This is a genomic window from Halomonas sp. WWR20, assembly GCF_054602495.1.
The window spans coordinates 659421-684593 of the sequence record NZ_JBTRHR010000001.1; the positions used below are offsets into that span (position 1 = coordinate 659421).

A 25173-nucleotide genomic window follows, 5' to 3' on the forward strand; every position below is an offset into this window, starting at 1 on the left:
GGCCGCCAGCTCAAGCGTTTCGACCCGGCGCAGCCCGGGCTCAACCGTCACTCGCCATCACCTGCCCTCGCCCTGCGCGCTTGCCCTGGTACAAGGCCCGGTCCGCAGCTTCCAGCAGGGACTCCGCCGTCGTTATCTCGGCTCCGGTAGTGGCGACACCGATAGTGACCGAGGGCCTCCTTGGATCGCTGCGCGCAGCCTGGTTGACACTGTCGCATAGCCGTTGTGCAATCCGGCCCGCTTCGGCATGCAGCGTGCCCGGCAGCACCGCCAGAAACTCATCCCCCGCATAACGTCCCAGAATGTCCTCGCCTCGCAGCATGTGACGCATACTGTTGGCCAGCCATAGCAGTGCCTGGTCACCCGCCGCATGGCCAAACTGATCGTTTATCTGCTTGAAGCGGTCCACATCGATCATCAACACGCTGACCGCCAAGCTCTGCTGCTGAATGGCCAATGCCGAGTCGAGAGCGGCTAGCACTGCACGACGGTTGGGGAGTAGAGTCAGGGCATCCTGGTGAGCTTCGTTTTCCAGCATGCTTTTCCAGAGCGCAAAACGTCCGACCATCTCGTTCAGATAGGTTGCCACCGCACCGATCTCGTCATTGGCACGGCTATCCGCGCGCACGGCAAGGTCGCCATTGGTCAACTGCTGAACGACACGCCCCAGATCCCGGGTCGGCTTGACGATGGTATAAACGATGGCCGTAACCACCACAAAAGCGGTGACAAGCGTCGCCACCCAAGCCCAGAGCAGCCACCGCAGCTGGCGTTGTTGAGACGCGGTAGCCTCGGCCGCTTGACGCCTGACCGCGGTGGCCAGATGCACATGGACCTCTTCGAGATTCTGTATCGCTGCGGTAAGCCGCTCGCGTGCCACTCCGGCGGAAGGCGCGTAACCGTTTAAATGCAAGGGCCGGGTTTGGGTCAACAGCTCTTCGATAGACGGTCTTGCCGTACGCCATGCCTGCTGGGCCAGGGTGATTCTTTCGGCATCCACGTTCGGATCCGCAGTCGCGGAAAGCAACTCCGTGAACAACCGGTCGATGGATGTCGTCAAGCCACCATAGTCAGACACCGGCTGTCCCGCTTCGGCAGACAGCGACTCGGTCAATGCGCGCTGAAGGTCGTACTCCAGGGTAGCCAGTGGCACCAGCAGCGTTACTGCCTGTTCGATGGTGCGGTGCAATTCGCTTTCCTGGCGTTGCAGCACCGTGACGCTCACCGCAATGAGCAGAGTCATCGGCAAGGCCAGCGACAGCGCCGCCAACGTCATCCGCTTGCCTACCGACAGGCGGCGTAAAACATGTTCAAGCCACATAACGACTCTTGACCAAGATTTCTGCTCGGGTGGATACATTCGGCCACCGATGCGCCAGGCAGCGCTCGTATCGTGAATCACGCCATCGCTACGTCGAGAGGGTGTGCGTTCACCGGCGAACTGGCTCCGGCGCGACCGTGCATGAAACGTCAACAGACCCTAGAGTCGGGCCAGCAATTCGGCCTTCTTCGTCGCGAACTCCTTATCGGTCAGAATGCCCTTCGCCTTGAGGTCCCCAAGGCGTTCGATAGCGCTGAAGATATCCGCTTCCTGACGGGTACTGTCGGCAAGGGGGCTTGCCGATACCCTTGCACAAGACGAATTCTGCGCCGGCTGGCCATCGTGGGAAACTCTTGGCAGGCGGGACAGATCCACGACACCGTGTTGACTGGTGAAGGTTATCGTATCCTCCGTGCCCTGCTGCTGGGCAAAACCGCCAATGCGATGATCCTGGGTGTCGTAGATGCCGATAGTGCCGCCCGTCTGTACGGCGAGCCGCCGGGCATCGCCGAAGTATGCGTAGCGTACATTGTTCTGGCGCCCCGTGGCATTGGGTACTCCCAACTCGGCGGGCCACCATGGGCCACTGGAGACGCAGACAAACAGCTCGTCCTGTCCGCAGGGCTCGCCGTCGGTCGGCTGCCGACCATCATCTGGATCCTGTGATTGGACACTCCCCCCGCGCAGTCGCTCCGGCGAATGGGCAAGGGTTTCGGCGATGTCTTCGCAAAGGGAAACGACGCGGCCCTGCAGAACATGATTGAACATATCCTCCAGCATCACCATGCCCCCGCGCATCCACTGGCCGGAACCGCCGAATTCGGAGTGGGAGAACTGTGCCATACCGCCGTTGCCGTTCTGTATGGCGAGCACCATGTGCGTAACGGCGCCGACGCTGAAACCGTGACGCCGAGCAAGCTCTTCGGCGATGGACTGCGCCTCGGGGGAGAGTGGCTGCATGACAATATAGACTCCGGATTTGATTCCCCCAGTCTACCCGTGAATGCTGGGCGCATGACCGAACATTTTCGTTGCGGGATGCCAGATCCCATGAGGGCGTCTAGTAAACGGATTCCCCCATGCTGATTTTTTCAGCATGTCCTGTTCATGCTCAGATCATTGTCATGTTCACAGCACTACGCCCCCGGCATGGCCGGGGGCGTAGGGTAATATACCTCAAGCTACCACCACCTGATCAATGTTTGGCAGTGACACCCTCAGCTTCGGCTCGCTTGAGATAGAGATGGACAGTTTCCGGAAGGTGCTGCTCAAGCCATGCGGCCATCGCCTCTTCTTCCTTGAGAATCTCTTCGCAAATCCGCTTGGTCTCGCCATCGCCCGCCTCTTCGGCAGTCGCAATCAGCGCCTTGTAAGACGCCATCTCGAAATGCTCGAAGGCATAGCTGGCAATCCCACCTTTTACGATTTCATCCGAGGTGAACATACCGCTCATCGCCTGCCCCATGGCGGTCATCTTACCGCCCATATCCTTCATACCCGAGGGGCTGCTGTCATGACGAGCGATACAGCTTTCGATCAATTCAGCCTGATGAACTGTCTCCTGAATATGCTGCTCGATGCGCTGCTTGAGATCAGGATAGTGCTCGATACGACTGGCTTGGCCTTTCAGCATCTGTTCCGCTTGCTGTTCCATAGCATGTGCATCACGCAGCCATTCCACCAGTCTTTTTTCAGCAACTGTCGCCATTATTCACTCCTTAGCTATTGCCTCGATGGCTTCTGGACGGCCACGCGAAACTTGCGTACCTCGCTCCGCGATGGCTGAGCCTGGATTCGATTAGGCTCAAGCGCCCAAAGTGCCTTTGAAAGAAATACTGCCTAAACAGAGTGGGCAATAACCCTGATCGACGATGCGCCGATAACAGGCACCTTAGCGTAGGGAGGCGTATCCATACGCCTAAGTCCCTCCTCTGGTATAGATCAGTTCAGACAATAGCCGTTTTTTTAGCAAGTAAACCTGTGTACTGAAATGTTACTCGACAGGTCTTTGAGCCACTCCGCGATGGCGCACCTTCTATCACATAAATAGCAAAATATGATTGTAACGACAATTTTAATAGTAATAACCTAACCAACGTAAGCGGAACGCACCGCGGGAACATCATTGGAGCATGAACATGACCGATCGCAGGACACTGACAACTTCAGCAGGCGCACCAATCGCCGACAATCAGAACAGCCTCAGCGCAGGGCCCCGCGGACCGCTGCTGCTGGAAGATTATCAACTGATCGAAAAGCTGACGCATCAGAACCGTGAGCGTATTCCCGAGCGTGCCGTACATGCCAAGGGCTGGGGGGCACACGGCATCTTTACCGTTACCCAGGACGTGACCCGATACACGCGAGCCAAGCTTTTCGCCGAAGTCGGCAAGCAGACCCCGGTGTTGGCGCGCTTTTCCACCGTAGCCGGGGAAGCCGGTGCCGCCGATGCCGAGCGTGACGTCCGCGGCTTCTCGCTAAAGTTCTATACCGAGGAAGGTAACTGGGACATCGTGGGTAACAATACCCCGGTATTCTTCGTTCGGGATCCGTATAAATTTCCCGACTTCATCCATACCCAAAAGCGCCACCCGCGTACCAACCTGCGTTCGCCCACGGCAATGTGGGACTTCTGGTCGCTGTCACCGGAGTCGCTGCATCAGGTCACCATCCTGATGTCGGACCGCGGCCTGCCTCAGACCGTTCGTCACATGAACGGTTATGGCTCGCATACCTATTCGCTGATTAACGATGCCGGTGAGCGAGTCTGGGTCAAGTTCCACTTCAAGTCGTTGCAGAGCCATCGTCATTGGACCAACGAGGAAGCCGCCGAGGTCGTCGGCCAGACTCGCGAGTCCACTCAGGAAGACCTCTACTCGAGCATCGAGAACGGTGACTACCCCAAGTGGCGCTTCTGCATCCAGGTCATGAGCGAAGAGCAGTCACGCCAGGTTTCCTACAACCCGTTCGACCTGACCAAGGTCTGGCCGCATGCCGATTTTCCGCTGATCGAAGTCGGTATCCTGGAATTGAACCGCAATCCGGACAATTACTTCGCCGAAATCGAACAGGCCGCCTTCAGCCCGTCGAACAAGATTCCCGGTGTAGGCTTCTCGCCTGACAAGATGCTCCAGGCCCGCGTCTTCTCCTATGCCGATGCGCACCGCTATCGCTTGGGAACGCACTACGAAGCTCTGCCGGTCAACCGGCCGAAATGTCCGGTGCATCACTATCACCGCGATGGACCGATGCGCTTTTTCACCAACGCCCCGATCCCCGACGCCTATTACGAGCCGAACTCCTTCGGTGGCCCGGTAGAGCGTCCCGATGTCGCCGAGCCCCCGCTGCCGCTGGAAGGGGATGCGGATCGCTACAATCATCGCGAAGGTAACGACGACTACAGCCAACCACGCGCTCTGTTTGAGATGTTCGACGAAGGTCAGCGTCAGCGGCTGTTCGGCAACATCGCGGCGGCCATGGGCGGCGTCCCAGAATTCATCATCGAACGCCAACTGGCTCACTTCGACAAGGTCCACCCCGACTATGCCAACGGCATACGCGCCGCATTGAAACTCAACGTCGAGGAAACCCTGCAGGAAGGCCTCGCCTAGCCCAGCACGATATCGTCAGCGTTAGCGCCCGCCCCAATCGGCGGCGGGCGTTTTCGTCGTGGCTATAGACGCAAGAGACCCGACGAAGCTATCGGAGCCCAGGCGATTTCCCGAATACCGGACTTCCCGCTTCCGGCGATCAATCCCTTATGGCAGATAGTGCCTGGTCACGCTTGCAAAGCGTTTTTTTGAATGCCCGTTCCATAACCCATATAAATACATATACCCGCTTCAACCAAACCCTAAATAATAATTAGGCTCATTAAGGGTTGCGCTAATCAATTTTCAATGCCATTGTTACTACCGAGCGCAACGGTTACATGCGCTCTTGCCAGCGCCTCAGGATGAGCGCGCACGGGAACGGCCAGGATGGCCTACGCGACCGGTACTCTCCCAAGGACGGGAATTGTCATACAGGATGTGTGCAGTACCGGTCGCGGCGTTCTCAAGGAAGAAAAGACCGGCATGGATCTGCTGGTTCGTCTTCTCCCCAGGGAAAGGGGAATGTCTCTCGGGTTTGGGAGACTTGCGCTGAGGAGCAGCATGGAGACGACGCCCGACGACACAACCCCAGGTTGGGGCATTTTAGCCCGCTAATGGGCTTGTTCAGGGATGAAGCGCGAAGGCACCCGCGCACTGGCCATGGAAGGCCTACGCTTTATTGAAGGGCAGGAAGCACTTCAGCAAAGCCTGTACATAGACCATGCCGTAACATGACTCGCCATCGCCACCGGGCATGGCCCCAAGGAAGGGACAACGGCACTCATGATGACACTTCCCCTCGGATTGCAATGCGATGTCTGTCGGAGCCATCTCTTTAGAGTTCCCGACCAAGCTACATCGCAACAGGATGTCTACTGTGCCGATTGCGGCGCGTTCACTTGCAAGGCATCCGCACTGGAAACCCGCATGGCGGCATACTCCAAGTCTCGCCGAACGCAGCACTCCACGCGGCTGATACAGACACACGACATCGCTCGCCAGCCAATAGCCATCACGCTAACGCCGGACATGCTTCATTCAGGCCAACCGGAATACGACGCTGCTGCAAGTCATAATTTATCGCGTGGAGAGACTCGCCACCGTTTCCTCAAGGCCAGACGACCTGAGGCGAATGGTTTCAGCGTCAAGACATGAAATAGAACATCGCGGAAGTTTTTCTAGCCTGCTCGATCCGTTTTAACGAGCTCTGCGTTGGCCCGTCATATACTGATGGGCTTTTTTACGTCTGGATGGGCCATTCAACGCGCTTGCTCACTCAGAGACGATCCCTGCCAGCAGTGCGTTAAGTAAGAAGGGCGAGAGACCACTGAAGTAAAAGCGAAGAAATGAAAAGCCGGCCCCAACAGGGGCCGGCTTCTATTTTTGCATGGCGATCAACTGATGATCGCTTGGGGCATCAGACGCTTAGAAAGCGTAGACGGCACCCACGGCAACACCGTCACCAACGTCGCTATCCTGATCATACCAGGCACCTTCGATGAAGGTGTACATCGCCGGAGAGATGTTGTAGGTCGCGCCGAGGACGATCTCGTTGTTGGAGTCGTCATTGTCGCCGATGCTGTCAGTACCTTCACGGATGGTGTCGCCGAAGCTGCTGCCACCTACGTCAACGTACTGGTAGGCACCATAGACATCACCGTAGCCGTAGCCATAACGAGCGCCCAGAGCATAGCGGTTCTCGTCAGCATAAGCGGAGTCGGACTCATAACGCTCGTACTTCAGAGCAACACGCAGCGTGTTCATGGTGTACTGGAAAGTCACACCGTACTGATCGCCAGCGTCGAAATCTTCACCAGTCGCATCAACCGTATTACCGGTGATTTCACCATCGTAATTATCGAGGTTGTCATAAACTGCGGCAACAGAGAAAGCGCCTACAGCATATTTAGCACCGCCGTAGAAGGAAGCATTGCCAGAGCTGTCGACATTCTCTTCTTCAGCATCGCCCTTGTACTGAGTACCCACGGCGAACTGCAAACCATTGAAGGAAGGTGACAGGTACTGCAGCTTGTCGCCTTCACGGTCAACACTGTTCTGTGTATTGATGCCATCGTCACTACGCAACGGGCTATCGGACACATCGAAGTATTCGTTGTTGGAGATCGGATCTTCGACCCAGTCGTCGATCAGCGCGTCCCAGGAACCCAGGCGGACGTCACCGAAGTTGCCCTGCAGGCCCAGGTAAGACTGGTCGCCACGGTTGATGCCACCGCTGGTCTTCTCTTCGTCGGCGTTGTGTTCCCACTCGGCCTTGAAGTAGCCGGTCAGGCCCGGGTTGATGATGTGCTGACCGGAAACACCGATGGTGGAACCGTTGTCGAAGACATCGTCTGCGGACTCTACAGACCCATCATCTTGTGCAGTCTCAACGCTGCGGTAAGCAATCTGGATGTTGCCGTAGATGTCGAGCTGAGTGCCGTCCTGGTTGTAGACAGTCGCAGCCTGAGCAGCGGCGGAAGCGCCCAGGGCACCAGCAATAGCAGTCGCTAATAACGTCTTTTTCATCGCGATATGTTCCTTAACTAGCTTACTGTTCTGTTCGATCGTGTCTGCAGATGCAGTCGGCTCTCGACTCGCATGACGGCCTGTATTGCAACACTACAACCGACTGCCTAGTACAAAAGCCTTGTTATTATCCAATGCTCGCCCAGCAACCTTATACCGGTCCCAGCGGGAACGCAACAAGAAAAAAACACTGTTTTCGTATTCCGTTCCAGGCAGCTTTCGCCCTAGTTTATCACGGCGGAGCAGAGACCGATGATGCCGGGTGCCGACAATAGTTCACCGATATGACAGAAGGATGAACCACGCCGCGCCTAATCCTGGCCATCTCGAGAGTGGAGCGCAAGGCGAGGTTTTCAACGCCAGCGAACGTGGGCGGCGGGAATGCGACGCAGCGCGCAAAGTGCGGATCACAAGCAGGCCCCGGCAAGAGTGCCCATCACCACGGGCCGTCTCTCCGGGTCAGCCAATAAAACGGCAGGGAGTCATCTACACCACGCAGGGCTCATCAATGACCATGCCGGGAGAGCAACTCGCCGAGTTTACGGTCGAGGCGCTGCTCCGACTTCTTGCGGTCACGCTCCTGCTGCTGCTGTTGCAGGGACTCTAGCTGCTTGCGGGCATGCAGGGCTTCATCCTCGTTGACGATACCGGCCTCTTCACCGTTCAAGCCAACCCGTGCAGCTCCGGCGCGTACCGCCTTGAGATAGCGTGGAAGGTGGACATAACAGGCCAGGGCTCGGCGCACCAGTTTCTCCGACCACGGTTCGCACTCGGCAAGCTCAAGATGGATTCCCGTCTTGAGCGGTCGCGTGTGCCCTTTGAAAAAGGTCTTGGGGTAACGCCGATACCATTGTGCCAAAAGCGCCTGAGGAGTGGGCGCGTCATGCGGGGAGGCATCGCTCTGGAGTGCCGGACCGGAAGGGGACATTGAGGCGACATCTGCAGACTCGGGGGCGGGCTGGGTCGCAACGCCAGAACTCTCTGGCCGGCGATCCGGCTCCAGCGCAGTTTCCGCCTGCTCGGCCAATGCCGGCGGCACTGGCTCGGCAGTGCCCAATCTCATCTGCGCGGAGAGGGACTCGAGCTCCTTGCGTAGGGCGAGATTCTCCGCCTCCAGGGCCCGCAACCTGGCGCGGGTCGCTTCCAGTTGGGCCAGGCTGGCATCTGCCTGTTTCTCCAGTGCGTCCAGCAGTATTCCGGCACGTTCCGACATCAAGGCTCGATCTCCATGAGCTTCACTACAGCCGATGTGGCGTTGACAGCTATCAGTCTGTGTCAGCTTCGCCGCGCTGACAACTCTCGGCAACGTCATTTCGACGCTCGTAACGCACAAAATGGTAAACGGGACGGCCTTCACCGCCCTGCCCCGCCACCCGCTGGGACTCAAGCCACTGCTCATGCGAAATCTCGGGAAAATAGGCATCGCCCGGGATTTCGACGTCGACTTCGGTGAGATAAAGTCGCATTGCGCTGGGCATGGCCTGGGCGAATATCTCTCCGCCGCCGATGACACTGATCTCCTCGGCGCCATCGATAATCGCCTGCCGGTCGGCCAGCTCCAGCGCGCTGGCCAGATCGTGGCAGACACGAACACCCTCATGCGCAAATGTCGTGTCCCGCGTCACCACGATATTCAATCGTCCCGGCAGGGGCTTGCCGATGGAGGCAAAGGTCTTGCGTCCCATGATCAGCGGCTTGCCCATCGTCACCGATTTGAAGAACCTGAGATCCTCAGGAAGATACCAGGGCAATTGATTATCGACGCCGATGACACGATTGCGCGACAAGGCCGCCACCATCGCGACCGGCACCAACGTTTCGATACGAACCTCACTCATACGGCAACCTCCGCCTTGATATGCGGATGCGGGTCATATCCTTCGATCGCGATATCCTCGAAGCGAAACGCGAACAGGTCGTGAATATCGGGGTTGAGCACCAGCCGCGGTCTGTCCCGAGGCGTACGCGACAATTGCAGCTTTGCCTGGTCGAGATGATTGAGATACAGGTGCGCATCGCCCAGGGTGTGCACGAATTCACCGGGCGCCAGATCGCAGACCTGAGCGATCATGTGCGTCAGCAGTGCATAGCTGGCGACATTGAACGGCACCCCGAGAAAGATATCGGCGCTGCGCTGATAAAGCTGACACGACAGACGCCCCTCGGCGACATAGAACTGAAACAGCGCATGACAGGGCGGGAGCGCCATTTCATCTACCAGCGCCGGGTTCCAGGCCGAGACGATCAACCGGCGCGAATCCGGATTACGCCTGATCTGCTCGACCACATTGGATATCTGATCGACGTGCCCGCCATCGGGGCGTGGCCAGCTACGCCATTGATAACCGTAAACCGGCCCCAGCTCGCCGTTCTCATCGGCCCACTCGTCCCAGATACGCACGCCATGCTCCTTGAGATAAGCGATATTGGTATCGCCGCGCAAGAACCACAGCAGTTCATGAATGATCGAGCGTAGGTGAAGCTTCTTGGTCGTGACCAGGGGAAACCCTTCGGCCAGGTCGAAACGCATCTGGTGCCCGAAGACGCTGCGGGTCCCGACGCCGGTTCTATCCGATTTTTCGGTGCCGGACTCAAGCACCCGGCGCATCAGGTCAAGATAGGGCTGCATGGCAAAGCCTGTCGCAATAAATGAAACATCAGAATCTGTTCAGCTCGCTGACGCGGTACGGGCATCGTCGATCGGCTGACGACGCGACCAGGCTATCAGCGCGAGCCCGGCCAGCAGCATGGGCAGGCTCAGCAACTGGCCCATGGTCAGCCAGCCGAAGGCGATGAAGCCGAGCTGTGGGTCGGGCAGACGCACGAACTCCACGCAGAACCGGAAAAGCCCGTAAAGCACCAGAAAAAGACCCGAAATCATACCACGCCGCCGGGGCTGGCTCGAGAACCACCATAGGATGGCGAACATGACCACGCCCTCCAGAGCGAACTCGTACAGTGACGAAGGATGCCGAGCTTGCGGCCCCATACCGGGATACACCATGGCCCAGGGCACATCGCTGACGCGCCCCGGCAATTCCTGATTGATGAAATTGCCGATACGCCCCGCCCCCAAACCGACGGGCACTAGCGGCGCGATGAAATCGGTCAGCTGGAGGAATGCCAGCCCGTGCTTGCGGGCAAACAGCAAGGCGGCGATCAGCACCCCCGCCAAGCCACCATGAAAGCTCATGCCACCATCCCAGACCTGAAACAGCCAGAGCGGATTGTCCAGAAAGCGATCGAACCCGTAAAACAGCACATAGCCGAGCCGCCCGCCCAGCACCACCCCCAACGCGCCATAGAACAGCATGTCACCGATATCGTCACGCGACAGTCCGACCCTGTCGGCGCGCTGACGTCCCAGCCACCAGGCTCCGATGAATCCGACCACGTACATCAGGCCATACCAGTGGACCTTGAGCGGCCCAAGCGCCACGGCAACCGGGTCGAACTGAGGGTACTCCAGCATGCGTTCTCCTTACCTTCTTGCGTTTGCTGAACCGGTGCTCCCAGCCAGACCTCGCGGGACCGCCTGAGAAAGCGACCGCTGATGGCGCGCATGGGTGCGATAGGCTTCAGGGAAATGCCTGGCGTTACCAAGCCTGACGTGATGCTGCGCTGAGTTTACGCGCTCGTCCCGAGGCTGTCATGAGGCGCTGGCTGCTTCAGGGTCCAAGCGTTAGGCTGTCCGTTCACGTCGCACGCGTAAACCCGACTACCAGGCTGATATCCATGTGTCTGATCGTATTTGACTGGCGCCCTCAGGACGATACGCGCCTTCGACTCGCCGCCAACCGTGACGAGATGCATACTCGCCCCAGCCAGGCCTTGGGCTATTGGGAGGACGTACCGCATATCTTTGGCGGACGCGACCTGCGAGCCGGCGGCACTTGGCTAGCCGGTTCGCTCTACGGACGCCTCGTCGCAGTGACCAATGTCCGCGCACCGCATCATGGCGTTCCCGAGGCGAGCCCCAGCCGGGGCGCCCTGGCGCACGAGGCGCTTGAGTGTGCCTCACTGGAGGCATGGCTGCATGCCCTGGTTCAAGGCGAAGCCCGCGCCTATGCCTGGTTCAATCTCCTGGCCGGCGATGGCTCGCGCCTGTGGCATCTGCATCATGGTCCGGCCGGCACTACGCTCAGTGAGGTAACTCCCGGCGTACATGGCTTGTCCAATGCCACGCTGGATACGCCTTGGCCAAAGCTGACGCGGGCAAGCCATGGTTTCCGGCAGGCTCTTCGCACGCAGGACTGGCAACGCCAGAGTTGGGAACTGATGCGCGATACCCACATCCCCGCCGATGAGCCGTTGCCGGACACCGGTGTGTCTCAGGAAATGGAGCGCTTTCTGGCGCCCATTTTCATTACCGGCGAGACCTATGGCACCCGTGCCACCACACTGGTGGAGTGGCAGGCCGACGGCCCCCTCACCCTGCAGGAGCGCCGCTTTGGTCCTCATGGCCAACGGCTCGGGGACGACATGCGCGTTCAGTCATGAAAAGCACTTTGCTTCGGATTAATCCCGAGGCGGCAGCAGATGGGCCAGCTGCCACTCTTCGAGGCGCTGACGCAGGTGACTGCGTATTGCCGCGGTGGTCGGCAAGGCCAAGGTTTCGCTGACCAGGGCCTGAGCACTGGGCAAGGTGACGCGGCGAATGGCGGCGCGCACGCGAGGCAGGCTTGGCGCATTCATCGACAGCGCGTCGAACCCCATGCCCATCAGCAGCAACGCCCCGGCCGGATCCCCGGCCAGCTCACCGCAGACCGAAGCGGAAATCTTCAGCCGCGCCGACTCTTCGGCCAGCCGAGCCAATGCCGTCAGTACCGCCGGGTGACAGGCATCGTAGAGACTCGCCACCCGTGGATTATTGCGATCCACCGCCAGCAGGTACTGGGTCAGGTCGTTGCTGCCGACTGAAAAGAAATCGACCCGTGACGCGAGCAGCTCCAACTGGTACAGCACCCCCGGCACCTCGATCATGACCCCGACTTTGGGCCGCACCAGCTCGAGACCGTCATCGCTCAGCTCTTTCTGGGCACGATCCATCAACCGTAAGGCGGTATCGACCTCCTCGACGCCGGAGATCATCGGCAGCAGGACACATAGGTTGTCGAGGCCCTGGGAGGCACGCAGCATGGCGCGCAGCTGAACCATCAGCACTTCGGGATGATCCAGCGTGACACGAATGCCTCTCCAGCCCAGGAAAGGGTTGGCCTCATTGATGGGAAAATAGGGCAAATCCTTGTCCCCACCGATATCCAGAGTACGCATGACCACCGGCAACGGCGCGAAACCGGCCAGTTGGTCGCGATATATGCGTATCTGTTCCTGCTCACTGGGAAAGCGTTCGTTCATCATGAACGGCACTTCCGTACGATACAGCCCGACGCCGCTGACCCGCGACTTGAGCAAGGCGACGGCATCCACCGCCAACCCTGTGTTGACCATCAGCGGCATGACGTAACCATCAGGCGTCTCGCTGGGCAGATGCTGCTCATGCTCGAGGACCTCCGCCAGCGCCTGCTCCTCGGCAATCAGGCTGCGATAGCGGTTCTCCAGTTCAATACTGGGGCGCACGAACAGGCGGCCGCGATGGCCGTCCAGCACTACCCGCGTGCCATTGAGACGTGGCAGCGGCAGATCGACCATACCCAGAATGGTGGGTATACCCATCGCCCGCGCCAGTATCGCCACGTGCGAAGTACTGGAGCCGCGCACCGATACCAGCCCTGCCAGCTTTTCGCGAGGCACTTCGCCGAGCATCGCAGCACTGATTTCGTCACCCACGAGAATCGTATGATCGGGAAAGGCTTCAGGGCTCTGCGGGCTGTCCTCCTGCAGGTGGGAAAGTACGCGCCGCCCCAGGTCGCGGATATCCGCGGCACGTTCGCGCAGATAATTGTCATCGACCCGTTCGAGATACTGCACGTGGCGACGTACCACGTCGGCCAGTGCACCGGGCGCCCACTGACCTTCACGAATGCGCTTCTCGACCTCCTGCCCCAGAGCGGCGTCGCCCAACATCTGCTGATAGACATCGAACAACGCCACTTCCTGAACCGAGATACGGCTCGCCAACCGCGCCCCGGCCTTTTGGATCTGGTCGCGTACCCGTTCGATCGCCTCGCGCAGGCGTGCGATCTCGAAATCGATATCAGTGGGAATCAGGTCGGGGACGCTATCCAGGTCGGCGGGCGGCGCAATCACTACAGCCTCGCCGATGACCATGCCCGGCGAGGCGGGAACGCCGGCAAATATCGCCTGCCCGTCGGGCTGGGCGCGACGCGTCAACGCGCCGGTGGCCAGCGCATGGGCGAGCACTCCGGCCAGCTGCGCCGCCATGGTCACCAGAAACGCTTCATCGCCTTCATCGAAGCGCCGCTTGTCCTGCTGTTGCACGACCAGCACACCGAGCATGCGCCGCTGATGGATGATCGGCACACCCAAAAAGCTGGAGAAGCGCTCCTCACCGGTTTCGGCAAAATAGCGGAACTGCGGATGCGCCGGGGCATCCTCGAGATTGAGTGGCTCCTCACGCTCGCCAACGAGGCCCACCAGGCCCTCGCCCAGGCCCAGCGTGACAAGTCCCACGGCCTGCGTATGCAGGCCGATGGTATCCATCAGTACCAGCCGCTCACGCTCGGCGTCGAACAGATAGATAGAGCAGACATCGGTGCGCATCGCCTTGCGGATGCGACGCACCATGGTGGCCAAGGCGGCCTCCAAGCTACGTGCTCCGTTAACCTCCTGGACAATGCGGCGGAGGGTATCGAGCATGGGCATTCTTCTTGTTGTCGTGACAAAACGTCATACGACAGGTGAACGGGCAATCAGCCAATGCGCCTTCGCCAGCCCATAGGGCTAACGAAAGCTGTCATCAGCCAACCGATGCACACGAGGCGCCAACTCACGCAGCGCGCGGCGATAGACCTCGCGTTTAAAAGGCACAACCTGTCCCAAGGGATACCAGTAACTCACCCAACGCCAGCCATCGAACTCCGGCTTGGGGGTGGTATCCACACATATCCGGCTGTCCTGACAGCGGATCTTGAGTAAAAACCACTTCTGCTTCTGACCAATGCATACCGGCCAGGAATGTGTTCTAACCATGCGTCGCGGGAGACGATAGCGCAGCCATCCACGAGTACAGGCAAGGACTTCGACGTCCTCCGCACAGAGCCCGATTTCCTCCTGGAGCTCTCGGTAAAGGGCCTGTTGCGGTGTTTCGTGCGCCTTGATCCCGCCTTGTGGAAATTGCCATGCATTCTGTCCCACCCGACGCGCCCAGAGCAGTTGGCCGTGAGGGTTGGCAATGATAATGCCAACGTTGGGCCGAAAGCCGTCAGCGTCGATCACGGACGTCACCTTATAGAACCATGTTGCGTCCATTCTTCCACAAAGCCCGAAAGCGCTTCAATACGCGAAAAGGCGGGTCCTCTTCCCTAGCAAGCGGTGGGCATCGCGCGACGACTCTGCAATAATTTCACGCAGCTTCAGAGACATGCTCGCTCGCGTCTGCCGGTATCGACAAACGTCACCCACGAGTGGCGATCCGCGATGCTTTCAGCCATGCATCGACACCGCGCCATCACCACACCATACGCAAGGGGAACTTACTTGAGCCTGGCCATCTTCGATCTCGACAATACGTTGCTCTCCTGTGACAGCGATCACGCCTGGGGTGAATTCCTCGTCGAGCAGGGCGCAGTCGATCCGATAGCGTATCGCGAAGCCAACGAAAGATTTCTGCGCGATTACCAGCAGGGTACCCTGGACATTCACGCCTACCTGGCCCTGGCGCTCAAGCCACTCGTCGACAATACTCCGGAACAGTTGGCTGCCTGGCATCAACAGTTCATGGCCAGCAAGATCGAGCCGCATATTCTGATCAAGGCCGAGGAACTCCTGGCCCGCCATCGCGGCCGGGGTGACACGTTGCTGATCATTACCGCCACCAATCGCTTCATTACCGGCCCCATCGCCGAGCGCCTGGGCGTCGAACACCTGCTTGCCGTGGAGCCGGAAATGGTGGAAGGCCGCTATACGGGCCGCGTTCAGGGCACACCGAGCTATCGTGAAGGCAAGGTGACACGGCTGAACGAATGGCTGGCCTCGCAGGATGTCACACTGGATGGCGCTTGGTTCTACAGTGACTCCCATAACGACATTGCGCTGTTGGAACATGTGGATAATCCGGTCGCGGTCGACCCCGACGATACCTTGCGCGAAACCGCCCAGGCTCGAGGCTGGCGGATCATCAGCCTGCGCGAACAGGCCAGGGAAAGCGTCGGGCGCTAGCGCTGCTGCCAGTGCGCTCGCGGCTTCAACGAGGGCCAGACAGCCTTAACAGAACGGACATCGGTGACAGGCAGGCCTTGCGGGAGGAGCGACCTTAAGCTCCTCCATAGGGATAACGGCTAATGTCAGCAAACGCGATATAATGACGCCATACGTTTGCCCTGCCCTGCGCAAAGGTTATTATCATGGCCTAGCACAAGGACACGAACAGGGACACACATGCCCCAGGCGTACTGAAACCCTGCGGTACGCAGAGCGCCGCCTCGTCGCACATCGGCATCTGCCAAGACGCCATAGATAGACAATGAGTACAAGGAACCACTCCATCCGCGCTTCAATACCGATCGTCTATGGGACCTGCCAGTCTCCTTTGCAGCAAACATCGATTTTGTCGGCTCGCGATGCGTTTCGCCGGATGACCGACACACATTCTTTGATGATTACGTTAATGGTTGATACACATTATGGATGAGGCAGTAGACATCGTACTCGTAGGGGCGGGAGTCATGAGCGCAACGCTTGCGACACTCCTGCACGAGCTTGAACCGGATGCACGCATCGAGATCGTCGAGCGTCTCGACTTCACCGCCAGCGAAAGTTCATTTGCCTGGAACAATGCCGGTACCGGCCATGCCGGCCTGTGCGAACTGAACTACACGCCTCAGGCAGCCGATGGCTCGATCGATCTCGACAAGGCCATCCAGACCAACACCAAGTTCGAGGAATCCAAGCAGCTGTGGAGCTACCTGGTGGAACACGGCGACCTCGGCGATCCCTCCCGCTTCGTCCATCCGGTACCGCACATGAGCTTCGTGCGTGGCGAAAAGGATGTTGATTTCCTGCGTGCGCGCTTTGATGCCATGCATCGTCATCCCTGTTTCGAGGCGATGCGCTACACCGAAGATCCCGATGTCATCGCCCAGTGGGCACCGCTGTTGATGGAAGGCCGCAAGCCCGGCGAGAAATTTGCAGCGACCCGCGTCGAAGCCGGCACCGATGTCGATTTCGGCGCCCTGACGCGGCAAATGCTCGAGCGCCTCGAAGCCCTGCCGAACGAGCTGGTCCGCGTCAACACCGGCCAGACCATTACTGATCTCGAGCGCAACAAAGACGGTAGCTGGACCGTCAAGATCGATATCCGTGACGGCAAACGCCGTGTGCTGCGCTCACGCTTTGTATTTCTCGGTGCCGGTGGCGCTTCGCTACATCTGTTGCAGAAAAGCGGTATCCCCGAAGCCAAGGGCTACGCCGGCTTTCCGGTTAGCGGACAGTGGCTGCGCTGCGACAAGCCCGAGATCGTGTCCCAGCATAACGCCAAGGTATACAGCAAGGCGGCTATCGGCGCGCCGCCCATGTCGATTCCTCACCTGGACACCCGTAATGTCGACGGCACGCCTTCGCTGTTGTTCGGGCCTTTCGCCGGCTTTACCACCAAGTTCATGAAGGCCGGTTCCGCTTTCGACCTGGTCAAGTCGGTCCGCTCATCCAATCTTGGACCAATGCTGGCGGTGGCGCGCGACAACTTCAGCCTGGTCAAGTACCTGCTCGAACAGGTCCGCCTGTCGCACAAGCAGCGCGTCGAGGAACTTCAGGTCTTCTATCCGGCAGCCGACCCGGACGACTGGCGCCTCGAAGTGGCCGGCCAGCGGGTTCAGATCATCAAGAAGGACCCGCATAAGGTCGGTATGCTGCAGTTCGGCACCGAGCTGGTGGCTTCGAGCGACGGTTCCCTAGCCGCACTGTTGGGTGCATCACCCGGCGCCTCGACCGCCGCTTCGATCATGCTCGACCTGATCGCACGCTGTTTTCCCGAGAAGTTTGCCTCCGCCGCCTGGCAGGAGCGCCTGCAGCAGGTCGTTCCTGCCCGTGCCGAGGCACTTGCGCAGGATGGCGATCTGCTCAGGGACGTACAGCGCCGTACCCATCACACGCTCAAACTGGCCGACCCTGCCGCCTGATCAACCCCACCACGCCTTTTCCATGCCCGGTAATCGTATTATCTGCCGGGCATGGCCAAGCTCGGCTCGCAGAGGCCTCAGGCCGGTGGACCCATGGGTTGATTCATGCAGCGCCCCAGCCAACGGCCAGACACTTCCAGAACCTTCGCTTACGTTGAGCGCCACGCTATAGCAAACTCGGCTCCGCTGTTATTCTCTTGCCTCTCTGCGTAACTGGAGTACCCAATGCGCCCCCCGTTCAAATACGGATCCCTACTGCTGGCCGCCTTGCTCGCCGTCGCTCTGGTGGTATGGATGACACTCGGCGACACCTACGTCGCCCGTGACCAAGCCCCAGCCGATAACGCCCCCTCTAGCCTCAGCCACTCGGCGTTTCGCGTCGAAACACGCGTGTCGCAGAGTGAGCCGTATACGCCGCACGTCTTGATCCAGGGCCAGCTCCTACCCAGTCGTCAGGTCGCACTGCGTGCCCAGATAGGGGGCGAAGTGACAGAGCTGCCAGTGGAGCAGGGCGAGTCGGTCGAGGCCGATCAACCGCTGTTGGCTATTTCTCCCGAGGACCTGCCCGCCAGATTGGCACGGGCCGAAGCCGAGGTGGCTCTGCAGGAATCCGAATTGCGCGGCGCCCAGCAGTTGCGTCGCAAGAACCTCACCTCGGGGAACGAGCTTCTGCGCCTGAAAAGCGAGGTGGCGCAAGCCAGGGCCGAACGTGAAGCGTTGCAGGTCGCCCTGGCCCATACCCGCCCTTCGGCCCCCTTCGCCGGCACGCTCGATCAGCGCAATGTGGAGCTTGGCGACACGCTGCAGGTCGGTGAAACCTTCGGCACGCTGGTCGACATGAGCCAGCTCAAGGGAACCGGCCAAGTGCCCCAGCGCGAAGCCTTTGGTCTGTCGCCCGGCTTGCCGGTCACCGCGACCCTGCTTGACGGACGCCACCTAAACGGCACTCTCAGTTACATCGCCAGCGTGGCCGATGAAGCCACACGCAGCTATGCCGTGGAAGTGATGCTCGACAATCCCGATCGGCTACGTATCGCCGGCGCCAGCGCCAGGCTCGATATCACCCTGCCCCAGCGCCAGGCGCATCGCCTGTCGCCGGCACTGTTGGCACTGAGTCCGCAGGGCCAACTCGGCGTCAAGCATGTCGACGAGCATGACCGGGTCCAGTTCACGACCATCGAGCTGCTCAGTGCCGATTCGCACAATGCCTGGGTCGATGGCCTGCCACAGCAGTTACGCCTGATTACCCTGGGCGGAGGATTCGTCACCTCGGGCCAACAGGTCGAACCCGTCGAGCAGGCACCGGAGACCGTTGGCGAAGAGCCCGCCGCCGAAACCGTCGACATCAGCAATGACGCCACCGGGGAGCTGTCCTCCTGATGCGCGCCCTGATCCAAGCGGCGCAGGATCGCGCACGTACGACACTGCTGCTCTTGCTGTTCCTGCTGGTCGCGGGAATTACCGCCTACCAGGCGATTCCCAAGGAGTCCAATCCCGACGTCGCCATTCCCATGATCTACGTGATGATGTCGCTCGAAGGCATCAGTCCGGAAGATGCAGAGCGCCTGTTGGCACGTCCCATGGAACAGGAGCTGCGCGCTATCGAGGGGGTCAAGAAAATGACCTCCCAGGCCACCGAAGGGCACGCCTCGATCATTCTGGAATTCGATGCCGGGTTCGATCCGCGCCGCGCGCTGGCCGATGTCCGTGAGAAGGTCGATATCGCCCGCGCCGAGCTGCCCACGGAGGCCGAAGAACCGCAGGTCATGGAAGTCAACGTGGCGCTGTTTCCCGTGCTGACGATCGGACTGTCGGGACAGGTCGATTCCAGCACTCTGATGGGGGTGGCTCGGGAACTGCAGCAGCAGATCGAGGGAATTCCCGAGGTATTGGAGGTCGACATCGGCGGCGAGCGCGAAGATCTGCTGGAAATCGTCGTCGATCCGCTGGTGCTGAATAGCTACGGCCTGGATTTCGATACTCTGTTCAGCCTAGTCTCGCGCAACAACCGGCTGGTCGCGGCAGGCAGCCTGGACACCGGCGCCGGACGCCTGAGCATGAAGGTGCCCGGCATCATCGAGAATCTCGAAGACGTTCTGTCCATGCCGGTCAAGGTAGAGGGCGATACGGTCGTCACCTTCGGCGACGTGGCGCAGATCCGCCGCACCTTCAAGGACCCCACCGGGTTTGCCCGCATCAATGGCCAACCGGCCGTGGTCCTCGAAGTCTCCAAGCGGGCCGGGGCCAATATCATCGCCACCATCGATCAGGTCAAGGCGCTGCTCGTAGAAGCCGCGCCGCTGCTCCCCGCAGGGCTCGATACCAGCATCATCATGGATCAGTCCACCCAAGTGCAGAGCATGCTCTCGGAGCTGCTCAATAACGTGCTGACGGCGGTAGTCCTGGTACTGATCGTGATCGTGGCAACCATGGGGCTACGCTCCGCTCTGCTGGTGGGACTGACGATTCCCGGCGCCTTCCTGACCGGTATCCTGCTGATCTGGTCGATAGGCTTCACCATGAACATCGTGGTGCTGTTCGCGCTGATTCTGGTCGCCGGCATGCTGGTCGACGGCGCCATCGTGGTCAGCGAACTCGCCGATCGCCACCTCAGCGAGGGCCAATCGCCCCGCGACGCCTGGCTCAACGCCGCCAGCCGCATGGCCTGGCCGGTAATCGCTTCGACGGCCACTACTCTGGCGGTCTTCCTACCGCTGCTGTTCTGGCCCGGCGTGGTGGGGGAATTCATGAAATACCTGCCCGCCACGGTCATCCTGTGCCTGTTGGCGTCGCTGGCCATGGCATTGATCTTTCTGCCCACCCTCGGCGGTCTGGTGGGCGGCGGACGCACCCGCATCCAGACGTCGCTGAGTGCCAGTGGCCGCGCGTATCGGCGTCTGCTGGCGTTGCTGCTGCGCTTTCCCGGCCTGACCCTGACCGTCTCCCTACTGCTGATCGTCGCGACCTTCGTCGGTTATGCACGCTTTAATCATGGCGTTGAGTTCTTCCCCAGCGTCGAGCCGGACTCCGCCCAGGTGTGGGTCCGTGCACGCGGCGATCTGTCGGTCGAAGAGAAGGACGCCGTAGTGCAGCGTGTCGAACAGCGTCTGGCTGGCATGGCAGAAATCGAAGCGCTCTATGCACGCTCGTTCGCCGCGCCGCCTCAACAACAGCAACAAGCCGCCGACGTGATCGGCGTGCTGCAGTTCCAGCTCATCGACTGGGAGCAGCGCCGCCCGGCGTCGAAGATTCTGGCCGACATGCAGCAGCGTACAGCCGACCTACCCGGCGTCATTCTCGAATTCCGCGAAGAAGAAAACGGCCCCAACTCCGGCAAGCCCATACAACTTGAAATCAGCGCGCGTGATCCCGCCCAGGCGGAGATAGCTACAGCGACCCTGCGCGACGCCATGGCTCAGCTGGGCGGATTTCGTGACGTCGAGGATAATCGCAACCTGCCAGGGGTGGAATGGCGATTTGAAGTCGACCGCGAGGCCGCGGCGCGCTTTGGCGCGGATGTTACCAGCGTGGGCAGCGCCATACAGCTGGTGACTACCGGCGTACAGGTCGCCGAGTATCGTCCCCAGGATGTCACCGACGAGGTCGACATTCGGGTGCGCCTGCCCCATGCCTGGCGCACCCTTGACGAACTCGAGCGCATCACGCTGCGAACCTCGCGCGGCCAGGTGCCGCTCTCGCAGTTCGTGCGCCTGGTGCCCGCCGACCGCGTCGACACATTGCACCGGGTCGATGGTCGCCGCACATTGACGCTGCAGGCCGATGTCGCACCCGGCTATCAGGTTACCGAGCGTCTCGGCGCACTGCAGGCAGCGCTGGGGAACCTGCCCGAGGGAATCAGCGTGAATTCTGCCGGAGAGCAGGCCGACCAGCAGGAGACCAGCCAGTTCCTGGGGGGCGCCGCGCTGATCGCGATATTCCTGATGACGCTGATTCTGGTGACGCAGTTCAACAGTCTCTATCAGGCCGGACTGGTGCTCTCTGCCGTCGTGCTCTCGACTGCCGGCGTTCTGCTCGGGCTGTTGATCACCGCGCAACCCTTCGGGGTCGTCATGGTCGGGATGGGCATCATCGCCCTGGCGGGCATCGTGGTGAACAACAATATCGTGCTGATCGACGCCTACAATCAGCTGCGCGCCGATGGGCTAGCGCCCCTGTCCGCCGCCCTCGAAGCCGGCACCTTGCGTCTGCGTCCGGTATTGCTGACAGCTATCACCACCGTGCTGGGCCTGATGCCCATGGTGCTTGGCATCAACGTCAACCTGCTGGCGCCCAGCCTGGGTATCGGCGCGCCCTCCACGCAGTGGTGGACTCAGCTCTCCAGCGCCATCGCCGGTGGCTTGACCTTCGCCACGGGGCTGACACTGCTTCTGACGCCCTGCATGCTGGTTCTCGGCGCCAATGTCGGCAAGCGTTGGGCGGGGCGTCGCCATTCGGTGTGAGCCGCCCGCGGCGCCGCTATCACGCCATTGACTCCCAACAGCGATAAACAAACAAGCCGTCCCCAGGGACGGCTTGTTTGTTCAGCTCCCGCGGGCGGTTAAACCTGCGGGGGATGCACCTGCGCGGCTGACGATGCAGCCGGCGGCGGCTCATGTGCAGCATGCAGACGGCTGATCAACTGATCCTCGAGTGCAAACCGCTCGGTCAATCCTTTTGTCAGCCGATCCAGCCAGGCCGGCAGGCGTGAAAGGTTATGCTGACAGCGAATCGGGCTGGCATAATCCTCATCGAACTGAAGCACCAATTGCGTGGAGACATCGAGTCGCTGCAGCAGGTTATCCGCCAGCGCCAGCGCCTCGACATCGTTGAAGGTGTTGGCCTCCTCGCGCAATTGCGGGTAAATCTCGAAATGACCGGCACTGATATAGTCCATCAGCAGTTCGCTGAATCGATCGATACGCGCCTTGGGCACCGCTTCCAGCTCTGCATCGCAGGCTTCGCGCAGTTCCATGAACGCCACGAGCATCTCACGACGCTCCTCCAACCAGCGATCGATCAACTCGTGAACGCCACCCCAGCGCTCCAGAGCGGTTTTACAGTGTTCGAGCATAAGCACCTCCAATGTTGCCTTGGCCCACCCCGGCAGGCCGATTCATCCATGATTCATTGACGCACTCTCGCCCTTTGGCGGTGACGTCAGGCTCGTGAACATTTCATCCGCGGCCCTGCATCAATCGACTCAGCATCAGTCCCAGCGGAATCAGGGCCAGCATGGCGAAACCGATCAGGGTCCATTGAGGGATGGTCATCCCCAGCAGCCGGCCGGCGATCTCGGCACACTCTCCCGAGCCGGACAATACCCGCGCCAGGACGTCCCACAATGGCAGCATTTCCAGCATATAGTCCAGCCCTGGGCCACAACTGGGCACATTTTCAGGCGGCAGCGACTGCAGCCAGACATGCCGTCCGGCAATCACCATTCCGCCGATCACCGCCAACAACGCCAGTGCGCCGTACACGACCCCTCCCCCGCGCCTGGGGTTATGTAGTGCACCGACTATAAACACCAGCGCCGCCGCGAGGACTGCCACACGCTGGAAAATGCATAGCGGACAGGGCGCGAGCGCATAAACGTATTGCAGGATCAGCGCCACGCCCATCATCAGCAGACACATCAATAGCCCCACCAAGCACCATTGACGGGTACTTACTCGGACAAGCCTTGTCATCATCGACGCCAACTCCACTGGAAACGAGTGGGCCTGCGCATCGCAGGCCATTTCTTGGCTCAGGCGGCGGGGCGAGGCTCGCGCGCACGCTTGAAATAGGCCTCGAGGAACTCGGCGAACCCTTCCCGATCGGCTTCCTCGATATCGTTCTGCTGCTGATGCGAGGTCTCGTTCAGCTGGGTGAACAGCGCCTCCCGGGCGGGATCCATCGGCTCCTGGCGTAACTGTTCGGCTTGACCACGCGCCAACTGCAACATGTAATCGGCGAACTCGCTCCCGTCACGCTCCAGTGCCGTCAGCAGCCTCCCCGACGGCGTCAGTCCAGCATCGTCGAGACTCGGCGCCAGTGCATCCAGAGCCTCGGCATGCCCACTTCCGCCCTCGACCAGATCCAGCAGTTCGGCCACCTGGCTGAGCTCGGCGAAGATCTCGTGGGCGCGATCACGCAGATAACGCTGGCTGCCCTGCACATCGAGGCGCAACTCCGGATCACGCCCGCGCTCCACAACCAGCCGCCGGTTATCGTCAAGACGATCGCATTCGTCATCGGATATCCAGGGGCTTTCCGACAGCAGACACCACACCAGGAAAGTATCCAGGAAGCGCATCTGCGTCTCATCGACGCCCAGCGCCAGAAACGGATTCAGGTCCAGGCAGCGAACTTCGATATATTCGACCCCGCGCGCCTCCAGGGCCTGGGTCGGCGTCTCGTGATGGCGGGCTACCCGCTTGGGCCGGATATCGCTGTAATACTCGTTCTCGATCTGCAGGATATTGGCATTGAGCTGCTGCCAATCGCCATCCGTATTGACGCCCAACGCCTCGTAAGCCGGCCAGGGCGCCGAGATGGCATGGCGCAAGGTGCTAACGTAATTCGATAGCGAGTTGAAGCAGATACGCAACTGCGCCTGCACCTTGTTCTGGTACCCCAGGTCCGACATGCGCAAACTGGTGGCATAAGGCGAAATGAGCGTTTCACGACCGTGGGCCTGCAGCTTGTCGGGCACGCTGCCGGTCAGGAAGCTGCGATCCAACGCCGGTGACGCGCCGAACAGATAAAGCAGCAGCCAGCTGTTGCGCCGGAAATTGCGAATCAGGTCGAAATAGCGGCTCGAGCGGTAGGTATCGAGGGATTCGTCATCGCGTCCGTCCAGCTCGCGCAACAACGGCCAGAAGGCTTCCGGCAGCGAGACGTTATAGTGTATCCCGGCAATCGCCTGCATGATGCGCCCATAGCGCACGTCCAGTCCCTTGCGATAGACATGCTTCATGGTGCCGATATTGGACGTACCGTAATCGGCAATCGGTACGCTATCGTTACCCGATAATCGGCTGGGCATGCTGGCCGGCCAGATCAACTCATCGTTCAGGTGGTGATAGGTGTAACGATGCAGGTCGGCGAGAAACGCCAGTGCGTCATGGGGACGGCAATAAACCGGCGTGATGAATTCCAGCAATGCCTCGGAGTAATCCGTGGTGATATGCGGATGGGTCAGCTTCGAGCCCAAGGTGTAGGGATGACGAGTCTGGGCGATACGGCCCTGGTCATCGACACGTAACCCCTCCTTTTCGATACCGCGACGCAGGCGGCCGATCATTCCCTGACGGGCGGGCCCCTTTAGCCGTTCGATGACAGTGGCGAGTTGCTCTGACAAGGTGAACACCCTATTCGTGGGAGAAGCGAATCTTCTCCATTACGTTGCGCCGGCACCAATCCGGCGATCGTGCCATGAAGCGGATGACAACGCCGGCTCTGATGGCTGTCAAACCTCCAGAACCGGCAT

General features: G+C 60.2%; 19 protein-coding genes. 6 read left to right on the plus strand and 13 right to left on the minus strand.

All coding sequences use genetic code 11. The annotated features are described in order from the left end of the window. Positions 1 to 40: 40 nt before the first annotated feature. From ACW4DH_RS03060 to ACW4DH_RS03070, 3 genes are all read right to left on the minus strand, one after another. Entirely contained in the window at positions 41 to 1321 is a 1281-nt protein-coding gene (locus ACW4DH_RS03060; protein WP_459634869.1) for a GGDEF domain-containing protein, read from the minus strand. A 159-nt stretch (positions 1322 to 1480) separates the two neighbouring features. Then, positions 1481 to 2281: an SHOCT domain-containing protein gene (locus ACW4DH_RS03065; RefSeq protein ID WP_459634870.1), complete on the minus strand. Its 801-nt coding sequence runs from the start codon at positions 2279 to 2281 to the stop codon at positions 1481 to 1483. 235 nt (positions 2282 to 2516) lie between these two features. Further along, positions 2517 to 3029, minus strand: coding sequence for a ferritin-like domain-containing protein (locus ACW4DH_RS03070; protein WP_459634871.1), 513 nt, complete (start codon positions 3027 to 3029; stop codon positions 2517 to 2519). Between the two features lie 430 nt (positions 3030 to 3459). On the opposite strand from ACW4DH_RS03070, the gene ACW4DH_RS03075 reads away from it, so the two are divergent. After that, entirely contained in the window at positions 3460 to 4932 is a 1473-nt protein-coding gene (locus ACW4DH_RS03075) for a catalase (RefSeq protein WP_459634872.1), read from the plus strand. A gap of 1407 nt (positions 4933 to 6339) precedes the next feature. On the opposite strand, the gene ACW4DH_RS03080 is transcribed toward ACW4DH_RS03075, so the two are convergent. The 5 genes from ACW4DH_RS03080 to lgt all read right to left on the minus strand — a co-directional run bounded on the left by ACW4DH_RS03080 (position 6340) and on the right by lgt (position 10912). Then, positions 6340 to 7440, minus strand: coding sequence for a porin (locus ACW4DH_RS03080; protein WP_459634873.1), 1101 nt, complete (start codon positions 7438 to 7440; stop codon positions 6340 to 6342). 505 nt (positions 7441 to 7945) lie between these two features. Further along, positions 7946 to 8653: a ProQ/FINO family protein gene (locus tag ACW4DH_RS03085; RefSeq protein WP_459634874.1), complete on the minus strand. Its 708-nt coding sequence runs from the start codon at positions 8651 to 8653 to the stop codon at positions 7946 to 7948. 52 nt (positions 8654 to 8705) lie between these two features. Further along, complete coding sequence (locus tag ACW4DH_RS03090) at positions 8706 to 9278, minus strand: dihydrofolate reductase (RefSeq protein ID WP_459634875.1); 573 nt, start codon at positions 9276 to 9278, stop codon at positions 8706 to 8708. Continuing rightward, positions 9275 to 10069 carry a thymidylate synthase gene (locus ACW4DH_RS03095; RefSeq protein ID WP_459634876.1) on the minus strand — a complete coding sequence of 265 codons (795 nt, stop codon included), beginning with the start codon at positions 10067 to 10069 and terminating at the stop codon, positions 9275 to 9277. Before ACW4DH_RS03095 ends, ACW4DH_RS03090 begins: the two co-directional genes overlap by 4 nt. A gap of 39 nt (positions 10070 to 10108) precedes the next feature. Next, entirely contained in the window at positions 10109 to 10912 is an 804-nt protein-coding gene (gene lgt / locus ACW4DH_RS03100; protein ID WP_459634877.1) for a prolipoprotein diacylglyceryl transferase, read from the minus strand. A gap of 263 nt (positions 10913 to 11175) precedes the next feature. On the opposite strand from lgt, the gene ACW4DH_RS03105 reads away from it, so the two are divergent. Further along, the gene (locus ACW4DH_RS03105) at positions 11176 to 11940 is read left to right on the plus strand and encodes an NRDE family protein (protein ID WP_459634878.1); all 765 of its coding nucleotides are present in this window, start codon (positions 11176 to 11178) and stop codon (positions 11938 to 11940) included. 18 nt (positions 11941 to 11958) lie between these two features. Here ACW4DH_RS03105 and ptsP read toward each other — a convergent pair whose 3' ends face one another. After that, positions 11959 to 14220, minus strand: coding sequence for a phosphoenolpyruvate--protein phosphotransferase (ptsP, locus tag ACW4DH_RS03110; RefSeq protein WP_459634879.1), 2262 nt, complete (start codon positions 14218 to 14220; stop codon positions 11959 to 11961). Positions 14221 to 14304: 84 nt separating this feature from the next. Further along, positions 14305 to 14799, minus strand: a complete 495-nt coding sequence (locus ACW4DH_RS03115) for an RNA pyrophosphohydrolase (protein WP_459634880.1) — start codon at positions 14797 to 14799, stop codon at positions 14305 to 14307. Between the two features lie 261 nt (positions 14800 to 15060). Here ACW4DH_RS03115 and ACW4DH_RS03120 point away from each other — a divergent pair, with 261 nt between their 5' ends. From ACW4DH_RS03120 to ACW4DH_RS03135, 4 genes are all read left to right on the plus strand, one after another. Further along, on the plus strand, positions 15061 to 15741 hold the full coding sequence (locus ACW4DH_RS03120) for a histidinol-phosphatase (RefSeq protein ID WP_459634881.1): 681 nt from the start codon (positions 15061 to 15063) through the stop codon (positions 15739 to 15741). A gap of 506 nt (positions 15742 to 16247) precedes the next feature. Then, on the plus strand, positions 16248 to 17699 hold the full coding sequence (gene mqo / locus ACW4DH_RS03125) for a malate dehydrogenase (quinone) (protein ID WP_459634882.1): 1452 nt from the start codon (positions 16248 to 16250) through the stop codon (positions 17697 to 17699). 225 nt (positions 17700 to 17924) lie between these two features. Next, a complete protein-coding gene (locus ACW4DH_RS03130) occupies positions 17925 to 19079 on the plus strand; it encodes an efflux RND transporter periplasmic adaptor subunit (protein ID WP_459634883.1) in 1155 nt (384 codons plus the stop codon). Continuing rightward, positions 19079 to 22159: an efflux RND transporter permease subunit gene (locus ACW4DH_RS03135; RefSeq protein WP_459634884.1), complete on the plus strand. Its 3081-nt coding sequence runs from the start codon at positions 19079 to 19081 to the stop codon at positions 22157 to 22159. Before ACW4DH_RS03130 ends, ACW4DH_RS03135 begins: the two co-directional genes overlap by 1 nt. A 98-nt stretch (positions 22160 to 22257) precedes the next feature. On the opposite strand, the gene rsd is transcribed toward ACW4DH_RS03135, so the two are convergent. The 3 genes from rsd to gshA all read right to left on the minus strand — a co-directional run bounded on the left by rsd (position 22258) and on the right by gshA (position 25044). Continuing rightward, positions 22258 to 22770, minus strand: a complete 513-nt coding sequence (gene rsd / locus ACW4DH_RS03140; protein ID WP_459634885.1) for a sigma D regulator — start codon at positions 22768 to 22770, stop codon at positions 22258 to 22260. A gap of 103 nt (positions 22771 to 22873) precedes the next feature. Further along, positions 22874 to 23392 carry a disulfide bond formation protein B gene (locus ACW4DH_RS03145; RefSeq protein ID WP_459634886.1) on the minus strand — a complete coding sequence of 173 codons (519 nt, stop codon included), beginning with the start codon at positions 23390 to 23392 and terminating at the stop codon, positions 22874 to 22876. Positions 23393 to 23448: 56 nt separating this feature from the next. Next, positions 23449 to 25044: a glutamate--cysteine ligase gene (gene gshA / locus ACW4DH_RS03150; protein WP_459634887.1), complete on the minus strand. Its 1596-nt coding sequence runs from the start codon at positions 25042 to 25044 to the stop codon at positions 23449 to 23451. Positions 25045 to 25173 lie beyond the last annotated feature (129 nt).

Excerpts from the sequence above, each read along its gene's own strand:
- mqo (WP_459634882.1), top strand. The coding sequence starts at position 16,248 with ATGAGCGCAACGCTTGCGACACTCCTGCACGAGCTTGAACCGGATGCA.
- ACW4DH_RS03130 (WP_459634883.1), top strand. The coding sequence starts at position 17,925 with ATGCGCCCCCCGTTCAAATACGGATCCCTACTGCTGGCCGCCTTGCTC.
- ACW4DH_RS03075 (WP_459634872.1), top strand. The coding sequence starts at position 3,460 with ATGACCGATCGCAGGACACTGACAACTTCAGCAGGCGCACCAATCGCC.
- ACW4DH_RS03095 (WP_459634876.1), bottom strand. The coding sequence starts at position 10,069 with ATGCAGCCCTATCTTGACCTGATGCGCCGGGTGCTTGAGTCCGGCACC.
- ACW4DH_RS03135 (WP_459634884.1), top strand. The coding sequence starts at position 19,079 with ATGCGCGCCCTGATCCAAGCGGCGCAGGATCGCGCACGTACGACACTG.
- ACW4DH_RS03085 (WP_459634874.1), bottom strand. The coding sequence starts at position 8,653 with ATGTCGGAACGTGCCGGAATACTGCTGGACGCACTGGAGAAACAGGCA.
- ACW4DH_RS03145 (WP_459634886.1), bottom strand. The coding sequence starts at position 23,392 with ATGATGACAAGGCTTGTCCGAGTAAGTACCCGTCAATGGTGCTTGGTG.
- ACW4DH_RS03080 (WP_459634873.1), bottom strand. The coding sequence starts at position 7,440 with ATGAAAAAGACGTTATTAGCGACTGCTATTGCTGGTGCCCTGGGCGCT.
- lgt (WP_459634877.1), bottom strand. The coding sequence starts at position 10,912 with ATGCTGGAGTACCCTCAGTTCGACCCGGTTGCCGTGGCGCTTGGGCCG.
- rsd (WP_459634885.1), bottom strand. The coding sequence starts at position 22,770 with ATGCTCGAACACTGTAAAACCGCTCTGGAGCGCTGGGGTGGCGTTCAC.
- ACW4DH_RS03105 (WP_459634878.1), top strand. The coding sequence starts at position 11,176 with ATGTGTCTGATCGTATTTGACTGGCGCCCTCAGGACGATACGCGCCTT.
- ptsP (WP_459634879.1), bottom strand. The coding sequence starts at position 14,220 with ATGCTCGATACCCTCCGCCGCATTGTCCAGGAGGTTAACGGAGCACGT.
- ACW4DH_RS03090 (WP_459634875.1), bottom strand. The coding sequence starts at position 9,278 with ATGAGTGAGGTTCGTATCGAAACGTTGGTGCCGGTCGCGATGGTGGCG.
- ACW4DH_RS03060 (WP_459634869.1), bottom strand. The coding sequence starts at position 1,321 with ATGTGGCTTGAACATGTTTTACGCCGCCTGTCGGTAGGCAAGCGGATG.
- ACW4DH_RS03065 (WP_459634870.1), bottom strand. The coding sequence starts at position 2,281 with ATGCAGCCACTCTCCCCCGAGGCGCAGTCCATCGCCGAAGAGCTTGCT.
- ACW4DH_RS03070 (WP_459634871.1), bottom strand. The coding sequence starts at position 3,029 with ATGGCGACAGTTGCTGAAAAAAGACTGGTGGAATGGCTGCGTGATGCA.